The sequence below is a fragment of the Halobacterium sp. DL1 genome (assembly GCA_000230955.3).
In the GTDB taxonomy this organism is placed as follows: Archaea; Halobacteriota; Halobacteria; order Halobacteriales; family Halobacteriaceae; genus Halobacterium.
The window spans coordinates 440,578-461,976 of the sequence record CP007060.1; the positions used below are offsets into that span (position 1 = coordinate 440,578).

Here is a 21,399-nt window from a genome sequence, read left to right on the forward strand (position 1 = left end):
CTTGCCGTCGAAGTGGAGGATAAACTCTGTTGTCTGCTACGATTCGTAGGCGGATTGTGGGACGGCGTGGCGCAGAAACTGCAGTCAGAACGACAACTGAAAGATAGCAATGACGGCACACATTACTCTGGAGGAGATGGACGTAGCGAACGATCTGGATGAGGGTGCAAAGTACACGACGACCTTCGAGGTCGTTGACGCTCAACACCACCCTAACCGTGGGCCCGGAAACCGCGTTCTCAAGTACGTAGACGAGACGGGTAGACGGCCAGGCATCACCCTTTGGGTAAACTCAACGCCTGACGAGGTGTACGAGACGGATTTCGAAGCCGGCGAGACATACACGCTGACAGACCTTCGCTACTCTATCAACGAGTCCAGTGGTCGAACCTTCTACAATCTTACTGCGACGGCCGATACTAAAGTGACTCAGTCGACGAGAGACGCGGACATAGGTGAGACCACCAGTTCTGCTGATGTAGAATCGTCATCCGGAGACGATGAGACATCGTCGGTTGACGTGAGGGCGAAGCAGGGGGGGACAGTAGCGAAGCAGAACGGAATAACACCGACTCGACAGGCGAGGAAAAGGAGCCCCGAGCCGTGTCCGCGTCGGTTGATGAAGAAATGCAGGCAGAAATCGATGATGCGTTCGCCGACGTACCTGAGTCAGCGACCGAGCAGACGGGACACGCGCTGACGACCTTCCGAAGTGAGAAATCACTCTCTGAATTTGCGGTTCACGAGTACACGCTGAAAGCCAAGGACGGGTACCGTCCCGATGATCATCAAGCCGCCCTGCGCGACACGTACAAGGCGAGACGAGACATCTTGGGAGAGTTTGAGAGCTCGTCTCCCCCGGTTATCGCCGTTCGAGATGCCCTCGCGCTCGCTACTCCGTCCCCACTCCCTGTTGAAGATTTAGAGCTGAAGAATTTCGAGATGGTCAACGACGGGCCACACACACTGGACTACACCGATTATAGTGACAAGGCTGTCACAAAGGGGCTCATCGACGCCTCACTCCGTCGCATTCTGGATGGTGACTATGAGGTTCGAGGCATCGACACGGTCCTCTCAAAGCGCCCTGTTATCCAGAAACAAGACTTCCGCCTGCACGAACGATGGAATCTCTCGCTATCGGTAACGAATGCTGGCGTCGTCTATCTCTCGGTTGACTTCCGGCACAAGACCATCTCTGAGTACACCCTCGACAAATTCGATCTCGATAAGCTCTATCGTGGCCTCCGCGTCAACGTAACGTACAAGCAGAGCGGGAAAGGGGCGTTCGTTGACGAGCTAATGGATAAGACGGTCAACGAGAGTATCGATGATATGGGTAATCAAAGCGTCGTTGAGTACCACGAGGGAGCAGAACGGATCCCCGACCGCGTTCTGAAAGAAATCGCTCGTGCTGACCGGCGGGTAGTGAAAGTCACCAAGCAGGGTTCGCACAACACCGAGTATTACCCCCAGCGACTCCTCGCCCTACAGGGTCACCCGCAGAACGTGAAGGCGTTTGCCCCGAGATTTAATGAGGCGACTCGCGGGAAGACGCGGCTATCTGCCCAACGGTGTCTCAATCGGGCGACAACTTTCGTCGAAAATCTTCCGCCGGTCATTCCGCTAGGAGGGGCGACTCTCTCGTTTGACGCAACACCGGTCAATGGCGATGACACTTGGGAGATGTCGCGGTTGTTTGAGACCGACGCCCACATCCTCCAGTTCGCCGAGGAGCAAACTGGTGACCATCCGCGACGGGTGAAGCACAATGAAGTGTACGAAGCCCCCGAGGAGTTCTCGGTGTGTCTCGTCCATCCGAGCGCGGGCCCACACGCTGAGCGGTGGGAAAACCTCGATCAGCAACTCAAGGACATCGGAGCGGGTCCTGAAGCGGTTAATCGGGTGCAGTACGACCCGTTCAAAACTGCTGATGAGATCTATACCGACCTGCTGGTTGACGTACCCGATGACCACGAGTACTCTGCCGCGTGTGTCATCCTGCCGAAGGCGGATTTCAGCATGGGTGAGAGTAGCGCGAGCGACATTTATCACGAGATGAAGAAAGCGCTCCGCCAGAGGCGTGTTGATAGCCAGATGGCCCATATCGACACGCTCGCCACCAGCTACGCGCTTCCGAACGTCGCGCTGGGATTGGTCGCTGCCGCGGGCGGCATTCCATTTACAACCGAGGATGCAATGCCAGGCGAGACGGATCTGTTCATCGGAATTGACGTATCCCATCGCTACCCGCGAGATACCGACGAACGTGTCCATATCGCCGCCTCAACGACGAGTATCTACGGCGACGGTACTATCCTCGGGTATACCTCTGCGAAACCCCAGACGGGTGAAAAGGTGCCGCCGAAAGAGCTGAAGAATCTCACGCGCCAATCGATCGCGGGGTACAAGCAGGAACACGGCGAATATCCAGACCGCATCGTCATCCACCGGGACGGATTCATGCGCGAGGATCTCGATCAGGTAGAGGAGATGTTAGAATCGATGGACATCAACTACGATGTTGTCGAGATTCGCAAGCAATCGCCAGCGCGCGTTCTCAACCTCGCAGACGGCGTCGCCAAGATACCCGACAAGGGCATTGCCGCACTCAACCGCGAGGAAAATAGAGCTATCCTCGCTACATTCGGTGACCCCGAGTCGCAAGCGACGAGCTCAAACACGGGACTTCCTCAGCCTATCCAAGTCGAGCGCAAGGCTGGCGACACTGACATCAAAACGTTGACTGCGCAAGTCTACCTACTGAGCCAGTCCCACGTCGGTGCGATGAACTCAACTGCTCGTCTACCCATTACTACCTACTATGCTGACCGTGCGAGCGAGGCCGCAGCCGAGGGGTACCTTCCGGAAACTTCGAAACTCCGCCAGAACATCGGCTTCATCTGACGAAGCACGGAGTTCTTTCCCAGAGATGGATAATCGATGTTCTGTTGTTATGATGATTTGAGACTCAGTTGCTGTGATGAGTGAGACAGGCGGGAAGGCCCTTGATTTCGACTGCCCGTACGTCGGGCTGTTTGACAACCATCTGGCCCTTGTTGAATTGAGTGACGGCCTCTTTGAACTCCTTCGGGACGAACACGTCATGGCTTTCGACCACGTCGCGTTCGAGACCGAGGTAGATGCGGGTATTCATTTGCTTTCGAACGTCCTCATCAATGTCTTGGGGCGTCTGGGTGATGATGTAGAGCCCGAACTTGTCCTTTCGCCCTCGTTTCGCGGCTTGTCTGAACTTCCGGACGAGGTAGCCAGAGCGTGATCCGAGGTCGGATGGTGTGGTGAGGTACTCGTGTGCTTCGTCCAGCGAGAGGAGCATCGGCGTTCCTTTGATATGTGGGAACTCCACATCGCTGCCGATTTTATTCGTGACGACATGGGCAAGCAAACAAGATACCACTAAGCGGTCGGTCGATCCACGGAGATGATCAGTCGGTATGATGGTGACCTTCCCCGGAGAAAACATCTCGCTGGTGAGGTCGAACAACGACTGGTCGCCGTTGTCGAAAACTCGGTTAAACTCGTACTGCCCCACGAGGCGTTCGCGGGCGGCTGTCTTGACGCTCCCGTTCTCAGTGATGCGGTCCTCGTCCTCGTCCAGCATGTTATCTGCGAAGTTCGAGAACTCCCCGTAGGTATAGGGCGCGTTGTGGTTGTGGAAGTACTCCGTAATGAGATCGTTGATGGCATCTTTCGTGCGGTCTGGGGGCGAGGATTTGTAGAGGAGTTGGCGATTCCTTCGGACGAGTTCGAACGGGATACTGAACTCCGTACAGTTCGGGTGAGAGGGGTGGGTGTCGTTGATGTTCGGGACGTACACACCGAAGTCGACGTTGCTGTCGGGGCTGTCAAGTCCCCCGTGAAGGATATTCTGTTCCTCCAGCATCTCTTGGAACTCGTCCTCATAGTAGTCTGCTTGAGTCTCGGGGTCTGGGTCATCCCCCATTTCGACGTACTCGCCCTCGGGGTCGATTACTGTGACGTTCAGAGCCCGTTGTCGATCCTCAACCACATCGACATTTTCCCCATCCTGCTCCTCTGGCGGCACTTCGATTGAATACTCTTTGCCTGTCGAGAGGTTGCGGAGGATGTTTTTCGACCCGTGGGTCTTCCCCTGCCCAGTAGACCCCGCGACCTGTGTGTGTCGGAAGATGGCGGGCTCGCCCTCGTCCTCGTTCCCGTCAGTGGCATTCGGGTTGAACATATAATACGGAAGCGGTTCCTCCTCGGTGGGGATCCGGTCCCCGCTTACTGCCATATGTCCAAGGAAAACACCGCGGTCAGGGAGGCGGAGAGCTGACCGGAGGAAGGCCCGGTCCTCGACCAGACACGTGTTCGCCCCCGGCTTTGGTGGTTTGTCGACCGTCGCCTGTGTGAACTGATTCTCCGTGTCCGTCTCATCGAACTCAACGATGCTGATAGGTTCGATTTGGGCAACGTAGGAGAAGGAATGTTCACCCGGCGGGTTTGCGTAGCCGCCGTCCTGCTTATCATTGATGTCGGCAATGGTGGCATATTCGAGGCGTTTGATCACTCCGACGAGCATCGCGCGAGAATACTCTTCGTCTTCAAGCGGCGCATAGGGTATTCGAAGATAGTTCCCGAGACGCACGCCCTCGCGGGAGTCGGAGTCAACGAACGCACGGATGACCGACTCCTCGCGGTCAACGACGATGGGGTTGTCTTGCGCTGTGATATGACCAACGCGCTCGCCATTGTGGTCACCGAAGGGAGCGGGTGCGTCTTTGAGTTGAGTCTCGTCGGTTGCTTCTTCGCTAGCCCTCTCGTCCTCTGCTCGCGCATCGTCCAAACTGAAATCCTCTGTCATTTATTAGTTGTTAAGCGGATTAGAGACTATATCACATGAAGGTTCGCGTCTTGCCAACTGAGCCATGTCACTATTCTAAAACTCTTCAAATCGGTCATACTCGCGCCCTTCATTATAGTCTTGAACAGCGCGAACATTCCCGTGATTGTTCTGGGCGAACTGCTCAATAACATCTCGAAGGTTAAAGCGGTCGTCTCTAGAGATGCGGGCACGTTGGTCGGCGAATGTGATTGCACGAGGTTCCTTCTGTTGTTGGGCGATTTCAACGAGGGCCTTCCGGGTGATACGCTCTCGAAGTCGTGCATTCCGGGCGAAGGCGTGTGGAGTCTCCACACGCATCACGTAGTCGGATTGGGGGCAGCGGACGTAGAAGAACGCTCGGATATACTCGTTGGCATCGCCCCACTTCAGTGAAACGCCGTCGTAGAATTCGAACGGTACAACGGACTCACCGTGCGCTCCCTCCTTCTGTTGGAGGAGCCACGGCGTGTAGCTGATGATGGGGCCCTTATCACCGTAGCGGTCGTCAGAGTTGTACAAGGCGTCCTCGAATAGTAGATGGTCGCTCCCCCACGGAAGTGGTGTCTCGATATTCACGTCGTTGTCTTCAATCTTCGTCTGGAGTGAATCTAGGGCAGCACTGGAACGACCAGTCTTGATGATGCCGATGGGCGGGTAGTTTCGGTCGTACATCATCTCGATTGTGGAGACGTAGTTCTGCATGATGTCTCCTACTATCTCGGGCCAGTTGTCGGTCATATACGTCGGCCCCTCCCCCGCCTGCTCAAACAGCATCCAACTGAACGCTGGGTTCGGGTAGAGGGGTCCGTCAATGAACAAAGGGCCGTCAAGTTCGGCAGCGTACTTGCGAGCATGTTTTCCCTCGGCATACGTCCGAGAGACGCCAACAAGATAGTCGTCAAGACGGCTAATGAGGTCGCTGGCAGGGAATCGGAGCATTTCGGCGTCGGTACCACTAGGGAGTTCAATACCCGTCTCTCCGACACCAGGTAACTCAAACTCGTCGTCGTTGTGGTGGGCGACAAGTGTCGCCGTAGTTCGGTTAGCGAGGTCGGCGTTGCCTGTCTTACCCGAGACACCGAGTTTCGCGGCGCTCCCTGCGGCGAGAAGACCGTTGTTAAACTGTAGTGCCCGTGTGGTGGAACCATCCAGTCCGTACGTGGTCGGCCACGGATCGTCCCACGACTTTACTTCGCTAATCGGCTTGTGGGTGATCTGGAATTCGTCATCGTCGAGTAGGTTCACATTCCCACCCGGCTGCTGGAAGTGAGCGATAGCGTCTGCAGCTGTCACGGTCTGTTGGGCGTCGAAGTCGCCAACTGCACGGCCCAACTCCTGAAACATCTGATTTAACGCTCCGTAAGTGTCCATGTCGGTCAAGCATGACCACCCGCATAGAAGTGCTTGATAAGGATATCAGCCATCGTATCTGTTGTATAGTTAGAGATAGGGTCAAATAAGGGTTCACCGCTCAGGGCGACGCGGTCTGAGTGGAGTGGCGCTCAGTCGTCGGTGGCCGTGTCGCCCACGGTGGCTTCAGTCTCGGTGTCATTCGTTGCTTCCTCGACCGCCGCATGGCCGGAACGGACGCGGCTGGTCTCGGTCTGAGGATCCTTTTCGACGAGGATTGCGTGATCGCTGTTCTCGATGAGGGTTTCGTCGTGGCTGACGAGCAGAATTTGTGGGACATTCCACTCGCCGATGGTCTGTATCATCGTCTGTAACTCGCCGACGTGCCCCGAGTCAAGGAATGTCGTCGGCTCGTCGAGGATGAATGGCGGGAGCGCCGCACCGGCGACGCCGTCGCGTTCGGTGATAATTTTGTAGACGCCCGCCCGAAGTGCGAGGTTCAGTATGCCGGACTCTCCACCACTAGACAGTTGCGGCTTAAGTTTCTCACCGTCCTGTGCGATGAGGTAGATGTTGTACTTTTTGTCGATGTGGACGCCGCGATAGGACTGATCCCTGTAGAGGTCCGAAAACACCTCGTTAGTGTACTCGTTCAGCTTGTAGATATTCTGCTGTCGGAGCTTGCCACGAACCTCCTTATACTTCTTGATGACCTCTGTCGCCTCGTCAATGCGTTCATTAGCCCACTCGCGCTGACTGGCGAGCATTTTCTTGCGCTTGGTCTCTTCCTGTATCTGCTCCTTCTTCGAGTTAAGAGAAGCGAGTTTATTGACAAGCTCCTCCTCTTCGGACTCTTTTCCATCCAAGGTCTCGCGGAATTCGTCAAGGTAATCGTCAATCTCGTTGATATCGTCTCTGATGGACTCGGCGTCAAGATCACCAAGTTCCGCCTCAAGCTCCTCCACGTCTTCTTTCAGGTCGGACATTCGGTCGTACGCCGTCCGTCGAAGCTCGCCGATGCGCTCGCGGTTCTCCTTATGGCGGTCGATATCGGATTCCAGTTCGGAGATACGTCCGTGTAGTTCGACTGCTTCTGAGAGCAGTTCTTCGACGGTCTCCACTCTGTTGACTCGGACTTCAGCGTCTTCGAGATCCTCGTTCGCGTCGTCGATTTCGTCGTTGAGTCGCTCCTTCTTTGAACGGTACTCTTCGAGTTCACCACGGAGTCCCTCCAGCGTCGACTCCACCTCATCAACGCGCGCTTCAGCATCTTCAATATCGGAGTCGGCCTGTTCAACCTCTCCGCGGGCATCTTCGAGGTCGTTCCGGGTAGATTTCGCGTCGCGGACTGCTTCACGAAGATCATCAAGCGTCTCTTGTGCTTCGTCGAGTTCCGCGAGACGCTCCTCTGCAGCTTCGAGGTTGGCCTTGTGCTCTGCAGCAACCGCCTCCGAGTCGATGTCATGAGCGTCGTCTGTCGCACCACAAACCGGGCATTCACCCTCGGATTCGAGATTGTCGACCTGCTCTTGTAGAGTTCCGAGGTGGCTCTTTTTTTCGACGATTTGCTCTCGTTCGGACGAAATAGTTTGCCTTGTCTCGGGGATGTGTGACTCATCAATGTCGTCTACCGACGCATCTTGGGGGATATCGAGTTCCACCGCAAGATCAGCGACCGTCGTTCGGTCATTTTCGAGGGCATTTTCGAATCTCTCGACACGCTTCTCGGCATCGGACTTGCGCGACTCAGCGGACTCAACCTCAGCACGGACGTCGTCGAGTTCACTCTCTTTTGACTCGATTTCGTCTACTGTTTCTTCGATGTCGGATTCGACTCGGTCAAGGTCCGACTGAAGGGAGTTGAGTCGCCCTTCCTCGATTGATTGACGTTCTGAGCGAGCCATTTCGGCTTCTTTTTGCGCCGTTAGGTGCGCCTGCTCGGCGGTGTCAGCATCCAGTACGTCGTAGTCAGCGAGTTCATCCCGCTCGGCTAAGGCTTCAAGATCCTCCTGTGCCTCGTCACGCGCATCTTCAGCTTTGCGCTGTGCTTCCTTTTCCTCTTGGAGTTCTTCCTTGTACGTCTCGTGGTCGCTTTCGGCGTCCTCGTACTTGTCACGGGTCTCATCGAGTTCCACTTGGAGGTCGTCGATGCGGTCAAGGGTCTCCGTCTTCGTCTCACGCTCGTCCTCAAGACCATCAATTTTCGATTCGAGATCGTCGATGTCGCCTTTGATGTCCGAGATCTTCTTGTCAGTCTTGTTTATTTGGGATTGGATCTCATCCTCCGCAGGCAGATCTTGAAGTCGCTTCTTGGTTTCGTCAAGGCGACTGTTCGAATCACGCTTTGCCTTCTTGTACTCACGGCGAGCGTCTTCCATGCGGTCGACGTACTCATCGAGACGGTTCAGACCAAGGAGGCCGTCAAGAATCTTCCGACGGTCTTCAGTGCTGGCATGGATGAGGCGCGTGATGTCGCCTTGCTGGACGTAGACGCTGTTGACGAACGACTCTGCGTCCATCCCGACAACGCGCTGAATTTCGGTCTGCACGTCGCCAAGGCTGGACACGTCTTCGGAGAGGGCGTCCGAGGAGAGTTTCGGGTAGCCTTGCTTGGTCTTGGCCCCGTTAACCTCGTCGTCGTCGTCGTAGCTTTTCTGGATGACCCACTCAACGGTGTACTCGGCTCCGCCTGCCTCGAAGACAAGTTCGATACGCCCTTCGTCAGCCTGCGTGCGAACAAGGTCTGGTAAATCAAAGTCATTGCCGACCTGGTACTTCATTTTCGTCTGGAACAGCCCACCGAACACCCCTTGCAGGATGGTGGACTTCCCCGCGCCGTTCAGCCCGAAGAGGAGATTTTCGCCGTCCTCGAAGTCGATATGACCGTTCTCGTAGCTGCGGATATTCTCTAAAATGAGGGTCTTGAATTTCATTGTCGTGTCTGTGATATCTACTATCGATTATCGTTCTTCGAGGGTCGCCTCACCGAACTGTTCTTTCTGCTCAGTGCGGATGTGTGTGTTCATCTCTGGACGGATGTCATCGTCATCAACGGTGTCGTCTCGTACGAGGTCATCTGCTTCGGTCGTGATGGTGGATATCTCAAGCCCTCCGACCGCATCATCTAACATCTTGTCGGGGTTCTGAGACTCCGTCTGCTCATCGTCAAAATCGAAGTCAAAGTCCACATCGGGTTGGCGTTTGTCATCAACATAGGGAACCGCCACTTCGCGTTCAGCCATCAAATCGTACACGTCCTTCGCAGTAACGCCCACGTTCGCGCCTGTCAGGCGGGCGACGACGACCATGTCTGAAATGTCGTCGTTCATTCCGCCGGCATCCTCGTCAATGCGGGTCGCTGCGTGGTCAAGGCTGTGCGTCTCATCGAAATCGATGTTTACTGTGAGGAACGGACGGGGCACGTTCTCGCGCCCGGCTGTGGAGATAGCTCGTGTTTTACGGCTGAGTTCCCCATCCTGGATATTCAACAGGTAGACGCTGGGTGTGCCTCGCTCAGACACCTTGCATCGTTCGGTCGCCCCAGGGTAGAACACTTTGACACCGTCGACAGTGTCATTACACGTCGAGTGGTAGTCGCCAAGGGCAAGAGCGGTCGGCAGGAAGTTCAGTCGATCAAGGATATCCTCGGAAAGGTCGTACGGGTCGCCGCGGTGTTCGGGGACAAGCGGCTGAACCAACTCGTGCATACAGAGAATAGTGACATGGTCGTTGGACTCAGATTCGCCGAGCGTGAAGTCGTATCCGTCCCACTCAGGTGAGCGTATAGCATCAATTCCGTACACTGATACAGGATCGTCCCCGTTGGCGTCTGTCACTACAGTCGGCGATTTCGAGAGCCGTTTCGCATTACCGAACCGCTTGATGATATCCATCCACTGTTCCTCTCGCTTCCGCTCATGATTTCCCACGATAGCGAGGAAAGGAATACCAGCGTCTTCCAGCCGACCGATGGTATCGAGGCAACGATTGACTGCGGGAACGCTCGGCGTTGGATCGTCAAACAGGTCGCCAGTATGAATGACTGCATCCACGCCCTCGTCAATAGCGATGTCGACCGAGGCGTCGAAAGCGTCTGCGAAGTCGGCACGGCGGAGGTCCTGTCCGTACTGACGCTTGTCGAGATGAGTATCACTTACGTGGAGTATTTGTGTCACAAGTATAACTACCTATTAGGAAATTCACTATAGGTTAGCGTATAAAACCACGGAAAATATGACAAACAGGAGTAAGTCTGCTATCCCTATGGTTTGGAAGGCAAGCCCCGACTAAGACAGTTCATACCAAGGCAGACGGTGCATATAGACTATCCGAATATTACAAGATGTTATCAACGACTTCGCGTAGGTCATCTGGGCTGGATCAAGCGAAGCATCAGTCGTGGATCTTGAACAGACGGTATTCGTTTATTTTCCGCGGCAACACGTACGATTTAACGAAATTGTCCGACTAGCGTATCGCTACCAATTGACCGAGCAACCGCTGGGTCTCGTGTAATACTCTGCAAAAGTTGGACGGGGAATCGAGGAGATTAGTCCCCGAACAGTCGAGAAAAGAATCCGCCGGAGTTGTCCGTATCCGATACGTTTTCTGTGCTTGCTGACTGCACGGTATCCGTGCCGGTTTCGGCCGCTCCGTTCAGGAGCTCGTTGACGGAGTATCCGATCCACTCGGCGAATTCCTCGGGTGCACCGATGTAGACGCTTGTGGATGATTTTTCGGACATGAATCGTTTGGGGAGGCGCTTCTCGTAGTCGTAGACCTCGTACTCGTCGCGGTCGAAGTCGGCGGTGATTGCATTCGGCTCAGATTCGAACGTGACACGGCCGCCTTGGATATCCCGCTGCCACTTCAACCGTCCTGTGTCGTACGTCTTCTCGGCTGGTTCGTCAGCGGGGAAGTACTCGGGTTGCTTTCGATCGGCTTCGTCGTAGAACTCGCGGACAATACGGCGGACGTCTTCGATAGTCCCGTTCCCGTCGGTCCATGGTTGTTCGGTGAGCATTCGGCGGGCTACGTAACTGAAGATCGGGTTTTGTCGTTCCAGAACCTCTGAGAGGTCTTTTTGTGCTTCGCGGAAGCCCGGGTCTTCCGGGTTGGAGGGGAAGGAGACGTCCATGCTCAGGATTTTCATTCGGTTCCGGAACTCGGATTTCGGGAGCGCGTCGTTGGTCGTGAAGATGAGGCACGGCTGATCGACGCTGGTGGGTGTCCAGTCGCCCCAGTAGTTTCGGATCGGGCTCCACCGCTGGATCTTCTCTTTTTCGGCGTCGATGATGGCGTACGGGAAGCACGTGTCCCATTCGCGGACGCCGCGGACCTCTTTGACGCCGACGTCGTCTGCGTCCACACCGGAGATGACCGTGTTGTCGGAGACGAGTCGCAGGATGTACTCGGTGAGCTTGTCTTTCCCCGCGTCGCTCTTCCCTTCGATGTAGAGGTGCTGCAGGACGTTGTCTAGCGTCCGTGACGGTGATGATAATGCCTCGGCGTACTGGTTGGCGAACGGTGCCCAGAACCCGTAGAGGAATGCCTCGTACATCTGCGCCATCACTGCGATCTCGGATTGCGTGTGGCCGTGGTTCTGGACGGTCTCGATGTAGTCTTCGATAGTTTCGAGGCAGTGATCCAGAACTTCAGGGGTCGGCTCGTTGGTGGCGACGAGAATCATCTCGTCGTCCTCACCGATCACGACCTGCTCGGCTTCCGGAAGGACGGACATCGTTGGGATGGCTGTTGATTCCTTGACCTGGTTGTTGTACGCGCTCAGCGGCGCGGTGATGCTGTGATCCTCGACGGTCGCGCCGCGGTCACGGAGCCCGGCCCCAAACTCGTCGGCGGTGTCTTTGTCCACCTTGCTGGTTCCCATCCGTATCTTCTCGTCGGGTGCACGGACCCGCGGACGATCTAGCCCGTCCGTCAGCCCCGTTTCGTGATCCGACTCGACGAGCCCGACGTCCGGTGACTCGTCGTCGTTCGCAGCGTCGGTGGAGTTTTCCTCGTCCGCGGGCTCATCCGGCTCAATGACGTTGCGATCGGCGTTCTCAGGTTCTTCGACGAACGCAACCGTCTCGTCGGCCCCCTCCGGGTCGTCGACAACGGCAGTGACCTGATCGGCGACGTCTTTCAGGTCCTCAACGGCGTCCTGATTCAGAGCAGCAGTATCGCTCACGTCGAGATCGCCGGCACCAACCCAGTACTCGATGCGGTTCTCCCGTTCTTCCGGTGAATCGGCATCCTCCAGTGCCTCGACAAGCCCTTCGAGGAGCGTCTGGTCGCTGTACCCGTCGCGGTACTCGTCGATGAACCGCTCGAACTCCTCGTCCAGTTCGGTCCCGACATCGGTCGTAATGACGGAGATCTGGTTCGTGTGGTACTCCCAAGAGTTCCGTGAGAGGTTCGCTGACCCTTGGACGAGCTTCACCGTGTCGTCCGGCATCACGATCCGGTAAATCTTCGAGTGGACGGTCTTCCGGTTCTTCAATCGAATCGTGAGTCGATCGTCTTGTCGCAGTCGGACGAGCGACCTCGCCGTCGAGACTTCGTTCACCTGGTCGGCGTAGTCTTCGGCGTTCCCGATGAGCACGTCGAGTGAGCCAATGTCGTACTCGGTCAGCATCTTCACCATCAGGTCGGGCGTCTCCGCGTACGTCACGGCATCCACGTGACGAGCGCCTGCGAACAGATCAAGAAAGTCACTCCGCTCTTTCACCATCGCCAGGCGGTATTCCGCCGCACCGGATCCGTAGAATTCCGGCATATCCGCAAACCTGTCAAACGAGATATTCGCCGTCAGTTCGTCCATACACACGGCAGCAGTCTGAAACGAATAAAACCGTGCCGTGGAGTGATAGTGGAGCATTCGTCATCGTAACTTCGACGCCGACGCACGCCTCATCGGGCTGGAAGCCGGCCAGTGATTGAGGAATGGCGCGAAGCTTCCGATGGACGGCAGCGTAAGCCGACGCGATCTGAAGGGGCTGATTTCGGTGAGGGTGATTCGACAGGGGTGCAGGACCTGAACTGATCGTGTTGTATGTGATCAATTATCTTTACCCTCAAAATATGCTGGTAGTGGGGGCTAATACATCTGATAATTGCGGACACCCCCCGTGTCTCAGTACAAGTCGATACGGAATCGTCGGACTGCGAAAGCACCCAGGCGAAAACTCGCTGCGGATCCATCGACTAGGAGACAGAGTATCGAGTGAAGTCGTTGGCCACGGCACTGTACTATCTTAGCTACCGGTGGGGAGAGGCTGTGGTAGTTACTCGACGGTGTGCATGTCGACACGGTCCTGTGCACTTTCCCGGGCAGCGTCTGCTTCAGTTTGGGAGATGGGGCGACCAAGCAGGCTTTCGGCGGAGGGGGTGAAGTCAGCACCCGGGTCAATGCCAGCTTTTCCGAGCAACTCCCACCGCAGATAGTATTCGTCGATTGATTCTACGTCGCTGTAGATGTGACCGCGCAATGCATTCGCATCATGAGCACTCCGATGTTCCGTGGTCTTGGTAGCATGGTCAGCGGTGTCCGCGATTTCTCGTTCGACGAGGAGATACATATCGCTCATTGGGAATGACTTACCGTAGTACAGTTCAAGTTCGATTTGAGTGCGTTCCTCGTCGGAATAGTTCATTACAGCTGATGACAGCAGGTTCCAGGGTGTATCGTCGACATCCTCGCTCTGACGTGTCTCGCCATCGCCCCAGGGATGCGGGCCCATGATTGTACAGAGTTCTTGGGCTTGGTTCCACTGTTCAAGTACGTCGTCCCAGTGGTCCTCGATAGTCTCCGGGTAGAGAGTGAGGATCTCCGTGATTTCCTCTGTCGTGTGACCGGTTTTCTTGAGGGCGAGTATTTCTGCTTGCCGTTCAGAGAGCGGGGTGTGATTAGTCAGGTAGGTAGCGTGGTGTCGCCACCCGGTTTGGCGTCGAGTCATGTTCAACTTCTATGATATAATGTGCTCCACTCCGGGTTAAATGGTTGGGCGAGAGAGTTTCTTATCTGCCTATTTCTTATAATTTGGGCCTTCTATCCGGACTTTGCTGATTTTGAATCGTCCGCTATTTCCGAATTCCGTAGATATCATTGTGAATATACAATACGCGTTTTTCGCGCTACTTCACCTTGTTTTGGGAGGGGCTGTTGGGCGGGGCGCGGAGCCTGTCAGTGACTCGGATATTGTGGTTGAACTGTCGCTGCGAGCATGCCGTGCGGGTCTTCTGTGAAACTGGATGGCTCTGCTCACAGAGGGTGTGTGAATGATTAGCTTCACCCTCCTGAAATTCTGGTGTTAGCGTCTGAAAAGCCAGATAATTCCGGACACCCCCCGTCACCTTCCCGGGTTAGCAACAAGCAGCGACTCACTCTTCTGTACACGGAGCCGATTCACTCGGCCTGTGGAACTAGGTTCTTGACACAGTCTAGAACCGATCACATCCTTTCGTCGATATCCGTCGTTGCCAGTGCTTGCGCGAGGAGTTCGAGATCCTCCCGATAGTCAATGGTGGTGAGCCACCGTTCTGGAAGCGAGTCGCTCCCGAAGCGTGCGCTGGCGAGCGCGCCCGTGACGGCTCCGATAGTGTCTGTGTCGCCGCCGCGGTTGACTGCGGTCACGATGGCATCCTCCGCACTGTCGGCTGTCAGCGCGTCGTACAACGCCGTCTGTAGCGTGTGGACGACGTAGCCGCTGTTCGGTAACTGGCTCTCATCGACGTGGTCCGGCACGAGTCGGAGCGTCTCGACGAGTTCGTCCGGTGCGTCACGTTCGAGGCGGTCGAGTGCGCCTGTAAGCGGGTCGTCGTCGCCCTGGAGGTACCCGGCGATTGTGCAATTCAGCACGGCGCACCCGTAGGTGCATCGCGGATCGTGGTGCGTGATCGCCGAGGACTGTCGGCTTACCTGCGCGAGCGTGTCGGGGTCGTCGGCGAAGGCAATCGCGTGCGGGGCACACCGCATCACGCTGCCGTTGCCGGCGTTCGATCCTTCGGCGCGGTGTTGCCAGACCTCGCGCCCGGCGTCCCGCCAGGACGTTCCATTCGCGTACTCGCGGATGGCATCGGCGGTCATCAGCCCGATGTCGAACGGATCGCTCTCGTACCATTCGTGGAATCGGTCGGCGATATCAGTCCCGTTGAAGCCTCCTTGCTCGACGAGGCTCCGTGCGATACACAGCGCGAGGTCAGTGTCGTCAGTTACCGTTCCCGCGGGTTGGCCGTGCGTGCCATGGCCGAGCATCTCCGTCACGGTTCCATGCTGGTCAGCAATCGACTCGCCAGAGCGAAACTCCACGGGGCGACCCAAGGCATCGCCGCAAGCGAGCCCCAAGACAACGCCTGTGGCAGCGTCCGGTGTAACCATAGTGTTTCAACGACTACGAGTGACGGACTCTTGTAACCGTATGAGCCTGGACTACCAGATGAATCCTTTTTTAGCCGAGTATACTCCTGTCACCGCGACGCTCTCGGCATGGATCGATAATTCCTGCCTTCCGGGTGTCACGGATCACTGGGGACTGTGTAGGACGAGGGTTTATACCAGCGAGATTCATTCTCACAGTCAAGCGACGCCCGAGAACCCCCTCGCATCTGCAAGCTGACGATGCATAGACCCCTCTGGCAAAACAACCCGATACCACAATCCCCGGTATCATAGCCCCTTTCCGACGCGGAGCCAGCGCGTCATCGGACGTCGCGTGTCAGCAGCACCACCAGTCCACGACACGTGACAACGATGACCCGCGAACACTCCCCACAACACGACGACAGTACAGTTCGACATTACCGCGCCGACGGAACGCTCACCGTCACGCGAGACGACGAAACAAACGAGCACGTCATCGAATCTCGCAGCCGCGACCCGGGCGATAAGTGGACGCGTCGCGTCCCCGCAACGCGAACCACAGTTGAGCCCGGTAAGCATCTCTGGAGTATCCCGGACAACTGGACGCTACGCTACAAGCTGAAAGACGAGCACGGATCCGACAAAGGCATCTACGAGATTCCTGAGACCGGCGATTCCGTTCTCGTGGCACTCTCCCATCAGAACGATCGCATCACCGATGCGTTCCATCTCGTGGAAAAAGTTGGGTGTACAACGTGGACTGCTCGCGCGGAGGTTGACCAAGACGCCCTCAGCGACGCGCTCACCCACGTCAACAAGTACTCCGATGAGTTTCCCGACGGAGTCTGTCACGCCCTCGAATACCTCCGCGAGCATCCGCGCGAAGCAGTCGCGGACGCTGAGGAAGTCGCTGAGATGTCTGCACCCGAGTGTGTGGAGGATTTGAATGGAATCCCGGCATCAGAGTTCGATCCGTTCTATCTGGCGCTCCGCTCCAAAGAGGGAGTCGTGAGTCACCCGGAGTTCGAACACGAGAGTGAGGTCATGGCCGCTGTCCGCGACCTTCTCAGTAAATATAGTGTCGTTCCACCGTCTCCCCTCGTATCTGTGACCGTCCGATAAGGTGCGACCGCGCTTCCGCTCGACAGGCGCTCCCCGGCGCAGGGGCTCGGGTTCGACTCCCGGGCGAGCCATCAGGTCGGCGGAGATCCCGGCTCTAAGACAAACAATGACACGAGCAGACAGCAGCGAACCAAGCACAGGCACAGACACAGACGACGTTGACACGGTACTCACCGAGACAGAGTTCGAGACCATGGGATGGCCGGCTGACATCGATGGCGTAGATTCTGGAGTGGATCGTGTCTACGTGATCTCAAGCTCACTCAGTAACACGGGGATGCTTGATTCCAAAGAGGCTCAGGCGCTCGCATTCCGTGCGATCGCGGATGTTGGGCGACAGCGAACCGCTGATGAGACCGGTATGTCTACATCAGAGGTGGATCGTGAGCTCCGTTCTGCGCGGCGAAAAGTGACCGGCGCTCGGGAAGTAGTCGAAATTCTCGACGACTGCGGGTACTGAGATCGGGCATCACCGTCCTTCCCTGAGATTCCCACTGACATACCGATACACTCCTGAGTACACGTTTGCCCTGAACGGCCAACCCACTCAAATACGACTGACACGAAGCTCAAGGCATGACTGACGACGAACCCATCGACCCCTCGGAACTCGACGCTCAGACACTCAAGCAAATCAAACGCGTTGTGGAATCGTACCCGGTAGTATCGGAAAATCCATCGCAGATCGATGAGTTCAGAGCAGGGAAACACGCTGCATACACTACCGTCGCTGCGACGCTCTCAGAGTGGATCGATAAATCCTGACTTCCGGGTCTAAGTGGTTACCGAGATTTGTCGGCGAGAGTCTCGACACAACGATACACACGAATCAGTGACCCGAGCGAACACAGATGAGACGGGCGCAAATATAGTCAAATCAACGCGACTTGCACCTGTTCGATGTACTCGGCCGCGCCATCCGCTGTAGCGAATACGTCCGAACCCATCTGATCTATCTATCAGGGCTCTCTCGAACGAGTTTGTAGCGTCGAGATCAGGGCATCTTTTCTGCATCTAACCGCCGTATTCTTCCTTCTTCGACTCGGGGTGTCATAGAACAGTTGACACACCCATCTTCTGACCTCACGAATCGCCCAATGCTGTTGAAGTATTGAATAGAACCCTGACAGCAAACTCTTATTCGATTCGCGTGGCCTTCACAGGGCGGATTCACTCCGATGAGACTCCCACTGCCCGGTAGGGAGTTATTCCTGGTTGCGCTCGGCTTCTAACGCTGTGATCTCAGCATCAAGCTCGTCTTCGTCGATGTCTTCCAGTTGGGGGCCGTCTATGTTGGTGTGTTCGTCGTAGTTCTTGACGGCGAACATTCTTTCTAGCTGGTTGAGGCTCCCGACGTACCGGCGAAGGTCGTCGCGGTGGCCAAGCGCATGGTAAGCGCCGTCCTCGGTTTTCCTAATTAGCCCGTCGTTGTTGAGGCGAGTAAGAGACGTTTTGACCGTTCCAGAAGCGATGTCGAGCCGATCGTGAATATCGCCGGCGCTGAACCCACTGCCCGGGTTGTTGTAGAGGAACACAACGATATCGGATTTCGCAGTCCCCGGGGTGAGGTCGATATCAGTGGCTTTTGTGTCCGAGGGCATGGGATATCATCAATTATACGTCGTGTAGTAACGGGGTTTCGGTATCCTCCCCGGGATCCCTCACGGACGGTATTCCCGGCATGGCATGCGCAGTCTTACAGCCCGCAATGACGAAGACAGAGCAACTCCAATAGCCTGAGAAAATCTTGGAGATCAGAATCTGTCCCGCGCACAGGTTGCTAGAGCCGGTCAGGTAGTGACCCTGTTGCGCGGAGCTAAGGGCTCGCAGGCATTTGAACTGTGAGTATAATGCCGCCTCCCCGATTTGAACGGGGGACAGCTCGATCTTCAGTCGAGTGCTCTCCCAGTCTGAGCTAAGGCGGCTCGCAGTCGATGGGACGGCAGTCGGGGGAAAAAGGGTTTCGAATCCCCCGCAGCAGGACGCCGCCCTCGCGGAACTCGTCCCCGAAGGTCCATCGACGCCCCGGTCCGAGGGCGTCTCGACCCCTCTAACATGCGGACTTCGATGAAAACGCCCATAGCGCGGAAAAATCCTGTAGTGCGGGCTTAATGGCGGCTTAATTCTCGCGTCAGGCTCCAAGCATCCCGGCGCAGTATGACGGTTGGCTGACGCCGAACTTGTTAGTTTGACACTACTTGGCAGGGAAGTTTAAGTATAAGCGGGTGTAAGCACGCCGTGGGATGGTTCCCGGAGGGGGTGGCTCCGTGACGAGCCGAGGGGGGCACACCGACCGTTCCGCACCAGTGCACGACCAAAACCATGAAGAAAATCAGCTTGTTCGACATGCCGGACGACGACGAACGTGGAGTTTCGCCGGTCATCGGGGTCATCCTGATGGTCGCTATCACAGTCATCCTGGCCGCCGTCATCGCGACGTTCGTGCTCGGATTCCCGGACCAGGTGAGCCAGAACGTGAACGCCGGTGCGGACATCAGTGAGAACAGTCAGGGGAACGCTACCGTGACCTGGATCAGCGAAGGGAACGCGGTCAATCTGAGCGTCTCAGCAAAGGGAGCTGAACTAGAACCCACTGCGGGGAATATCAGTTCAGTTGGCGGGACGGTCAACGTCTACCAAACAAGTAACCCCACCAAGACAGTGAACGTCGTCGTTACAGCGTACGGTGAGAGCGGAACTCAGACTGTAGTGGCTCAAAAGGAAGTCACCCTCGAGAACGCTTCGGCGTAGAAATCCCGCACGTTCTCCCGATTTCTGTCGTACCAGGGAACTCTTCTAGAAACCCCAACGCCCAACCTATCGGACGAACCACCCGATGGAGAGCAGAGGCCCACTGTGAAGATTCGGAGGCTCTAACCCCCGCCCATGGCGACGGGCCTATACTGATAGCCTCATTGTCTGACGCTGTCCTATCTAGGTAGCCACCGAAGAGATGGCGGAAGGGCCTGTACGAACTGGTGATGCAAACCGCAACGAGTGAAGTCGGAATTATCGACGACGAAGTTACGAGCCAGGCAGTCGTCACTGCAGTCGCCGACGAGACTGGTGTCGACCCGATGGAGCTAGACCCCCTGTACAACGTCGTCGACTCTGACGCCCTGAACACGCTGCTCCGCTCGCACGAACCAGGCGCCGACGGTGCGCTCCTCGAAGTTGAGTTCGTCTTCGCGGGGTGTGAGGTTCGCGTGGCGAGCGACGGAACAGTGCAGGCCACGGCCCTCCCCGAGTGACTCTCGTTCCAGCGAGCCCTCACGGAATGAACAACACCCAGGACACCGAAGACGCATCGAACGCCACCGGGAGAACCTACGAACTCGACTGCACGGCCTGCTCGTTCGAGACGGTCGTCGACGGCGATCTGGACGACGCGTACGACCTCATCGAGGACCACGAGAGCGAGTACGAGGACGCCATGCAGGACCACTTCGTGGACCTGGTGACGCGAGGATACGAGGCGTAACGCCGGACGAGTTCTGTTCGACGAGTCGCCGTTAATGCGGCCTAGTTAGGTCACTCAGTAGACGAATCGAGTCTCGCGTCTCGCGGTTCTACGCGGTTGACGCGGAGCCGTAGGTGAGGATGTCGACGCCGGAACGCCGTCACTCGTCGGCGAGCGGCTGACATCGTTCGTGTGCTTCACGAATCCGATCAGGGCCGTTGTCGTCGGTCCTCCCGAAACGCTACTCTGGTCTCCGCAGACAGAACCGAACTGCTCGTCCCGCTTCTCAGGAACTCGGACAGACCTCGACCGTGCGGTCCTCGCGCACCACGACGGTCTGCCCGGCGTACTCGAACTGGACGTTCGCCTTACCCCGCTTGCCCCGACAGAGGGCGTTCAGGCCGTCCGGGTCGACGGCCTCCGAGAGGGGCGGGAGCTCCAGCACTGGCACCCCGGAGTTGAGACTGACCGCCTCCAGCACGGCAGTGGTCGCGGCCTCGTCGTCCGCGGGCGTGTACGACCGAACTATCGTATCGCGGGGTAATTCGCTACGGGACATCGTATACACAACACACGGGGTGAAGGATGATAAAGGGGTGTCAGACGGCGGTAAGACGGGGTTTCGGGGCAATCGCGACACGGGGTGTCGGTGAGCGTCTGACGCGAGTATGACGGACCGGTCGGGGACGCTATCGCTACCCGAATCCCGCTCGTCCCCTGTGTCGGCGCCCATCGCGGCCGTCACTTGCCGCTGCAAGCAGTCAGCGTTAGGGGTCGGAGTCCGACAACACAGTTGATGCAGTCAGTCATCCACCTCGTCTCCGGCGACGAAACCGAGCATCGAACCGCACTCAACATCGCCCGCAACCTCCTGGAGGACGAGAGCGACCGAATCGACGACGTCGCCGTGGTCGCGCAGGCTGGCGGCATCCACGCCGTGACGTCCGACGGGGAGCACGGAGAGACCGTCCGCTCGCTGATGGACGACGGCGTACCGTTCATGGGGTGTAGTAACACGCTCGAGGCGTTCGACCTGGCGGAGTCGGACCTCATCGATGGCGTCGAGATGGTCCCGGAGGGCGCCGTCGAAGTGACCCGACTGCAAGACGAGGGGTGGGCCTACCTGCGGCCGTAGCGCCGCAGTCACCGGCCAGGCGCTCGAACCCCGTTCGACCAACTTCTCGCGGACTCGTTAGCCCGGCAAGCGGGTCCGAACCACGCAAGAAGTGATGACAAAGC

Annotated in this window: 16 protein-coding genes and 1 tRNA gene; 7 read left to right on the forward strand and 10 right to left on the reverse strand. The window is 56.9% G+C overall.

The window, feature by feature from the left end; genetic code table 11:
* The first annotated feature begins 627 nt into the window (after nucleotides 1-627).
* Entirely contained in the window at nucleotides 628-2,907 is a 2,280-nt protein-coding gene (locus HALDL1_03825; protein ID AHG02841.1) for a stem cell self-renewal protein Piwi domain protein, read from the forward strand.
* Between the two features lie 64 nt (nucleotides 2,908-2,971).
* Here HALDL1_03825 and HALDL1_03830 read toward each other — a convergent pair whose 3' ends face one another.
* The 7 genes from HALDL1_03830 to HALDL1_03860 form a co-directional block, all read right to left on the reverse strand.
* On the reverse strand, nucleotides 2,972-4,846 hold the full coding sequence (locus HALDL1_03830; GenBank protein AHG02842.1) for a hypothetical protein: 1,875 nt from the start codon (nucleotides 4,844-4,846) through the stop codon (nucleotides 2,972-2,974).
* Between the two features lie 75 nt (nucleotides 4,847-4,921).
* Complete coding sequence (locus HALDL1_03835) at nucleotides 4,922-6,238, reverse strand: nuclease (GenBank protein ID AHG02843.1); 1,317 nt, start codon at nucleotides 6,236-6,238, stop codon at nucleotides 4,922-4,924.
* A 131-nt stretch (nucleotides 6,239-6,369) separates the two neighbouring features.
* Entirely contained in the window at nucleotides 6,370-9,150 is a 2,781-nt protein-coding gene (locus HALDL1_03840) for a chromosome segregation protein SMC (GenBank protein AHG02844.1), read from the reverse strand.
* A 27-nt stretch (nucleotides 9,151-9,177) separates the two neighbouring features.
* Nucleotides 9,178-10,110 carry a metallophosphoesterase gene (locus tag HALDL1_03845; protein ID AHG02845.1) on the reverse strand — a complete coding sequence of 311 codons (933 nt, stop codon included), beginning with the start codon at nucleotides 10,108-10,110 and terminating at the stop codon, nucleotides 9,178-9,180.
* Nucleotides 10,111-10,766: 656 nt separating this feature from the next.
* A complete protein-coding gene (locus HALDL1_03850) occupies nucleotides 10,767-12,995 on the reverse strand; it encodes a hypothetical protein (protein AHG02846.1) in 2,229 nt (742 codons plus the stop codon).
* Nucleotides 12,996-13,503: 508 nt separating this feature from the next.
* Nucleotides 13,504-14,175 (reverse strand): LuxR family transcriptional regulator, encoded by a 672-nt coding sequence (locus HALDL1_03855; protein ID AHG02847.1) that lies wholly within the window; start codon nucleotides 14,173-14,175, stop codon nucleotides 13,504-13,506.
* A gap of 494 nt (nucleotides 14,176-14,669) precedes the next feature.
* The gene (locus HALDL1_03860; GenBank protein AHG02848.1) at nucleotides 14,670-15,596 is read right to left on the reverse strand and encodes an ADP-ribosylglycohydrolase; all 927 of its coding nucleotides are present in this window, start codon (nucleotides 15,594-15,596) and stop codon (nucleotides 14,670-14,672) included.
* A gap of 372 nt (nucleotides 15,597-15,968) precedes the next feature.
* On the opposite strand from HALDL1_03860, the gene HALDL1_03865 reads away from it, so the two are divergent.
* Nucleotides 15,969-16,700: a hypothetical protein gene (locus tag HALDL1_03865; protein AHG02849.1), complete on the forward strand. Its 732-nt coding sequence runs from the start codon at nucleotides 15,969-15,971 to the stop codon at nucleotides 16,698-16,700.
* A gap of 576 nt (nucleotides 16,701-17,276) precedes the next feature.
* Entirely contained in the window at nucleotides 17,277-17,465 is a 189-nt protein-coding gene (locus HALDL1_03870; protein ID AHG02850.1) for a hypothetical protein, read from the forward strand.
* Between the two features lie 440 nt (nucleotides 17,466-17,905).
* Here the strand turns inward: HALDL1_03870 and HALDL1_03875 are convergent, their stop codons facing one another.
* Nucleotides 17,906-18,301 (reverse strand): CopY family transcriptional regulator, encoded by a 396-nt coding sequence (locus HALDL1_03875; protein AHG02851.1) that lies wholly within the window; start codon nucleotides 18,299-18,301, stop codon nucleotides 17,906-17,908.
* Nucleotides 18,302-18,551: 250 nt separating this feature from the next.
* A tRNA-Phe gene (locus tag HALDL1_03880) sits at nucleotides 18,552-18,625 on the reverse strand.
* Nucleotides 18,626-19,022: 397 nt separating this feature from the next.
* Here HALDL1_03880 and HALDL1_03885 point away from each other — a divergent pair.
* The 3 genes from HALDL1_03885 (at nucleotide 19,023) to HALDL1_03895 (ending at nucleotide 20,181) form a co-directional block, all read left to right on the forward strand.
* Entirely contained in the window at nucleotides 19,023-19,451 is a 429-nt protein-coding gene (locus HALDL1_03885) for a flagellin (GenBank protein AHG02852.1), read from the forward strand.
* Between the two features lie 230 nt (nucleotides 19,452-19,681).
* Nucleotides 19,682-19,951, forward strand: coding sequence for a hypothetical protein (locus tag HALDL1_03890; protein ID AHG02853.1), 270 nt, complete (start codon nucleotides 19,682-19,684; stop codon nucleotides 19,949-19,951).
* A 26-nt stretch (nucleotides 19,952-19,977) separates the two neighbouring features.
* The gene (locus tag HALDL1_03895) at nucleotides 19,978-20,181 is read left to right on the forward strand and encodes a hypothetical protein (GenBank protein ID AHG05131.1); all 204 of its coding nucleotides are present in this window, start codon (nucleotides 19,978-19,980) and stop codon (nucleotides 20,179-20,181) included.
* 265 nt (nucleotides 20,182-20,446) lie between these two features.
* Here the strand turns inward: HALDL1_03895 and HALDL1_03900 are convergent, their stop codons facing one another.
* Nucleotides 20,447-20,719 carry a hypothetical protein gene (locus HALDL1_03900; GenBank protein AHG02854.1) on the reverse strand — a complete coding sequence of 91 codons (273 nt, stop codon included), beginning with the start codon at nucleotides 20,717-20,719 and terminating at the stop codon, nucleotides 20,447-20,449.
* 237 nt (nucleotides 20,720-20,956) lie between these two features.
* On the opposite strand from HALDL1_03900, the gene HALDL1_03905 reads away from it, so the two are divergent.
* Complete coding sequence (locus HALDL1_03905) at nucleotides 20,957-21,295, forward strand: hypothetical protein (GenBank protein ID AHG02855.1); 339 nt, start codon at nucleotides 20,957-20,959, stop codon at nucleotides 21,293-21,295.
* Nucleotides 21,296-21,399 lie beyond the last annotated feature (104 nt).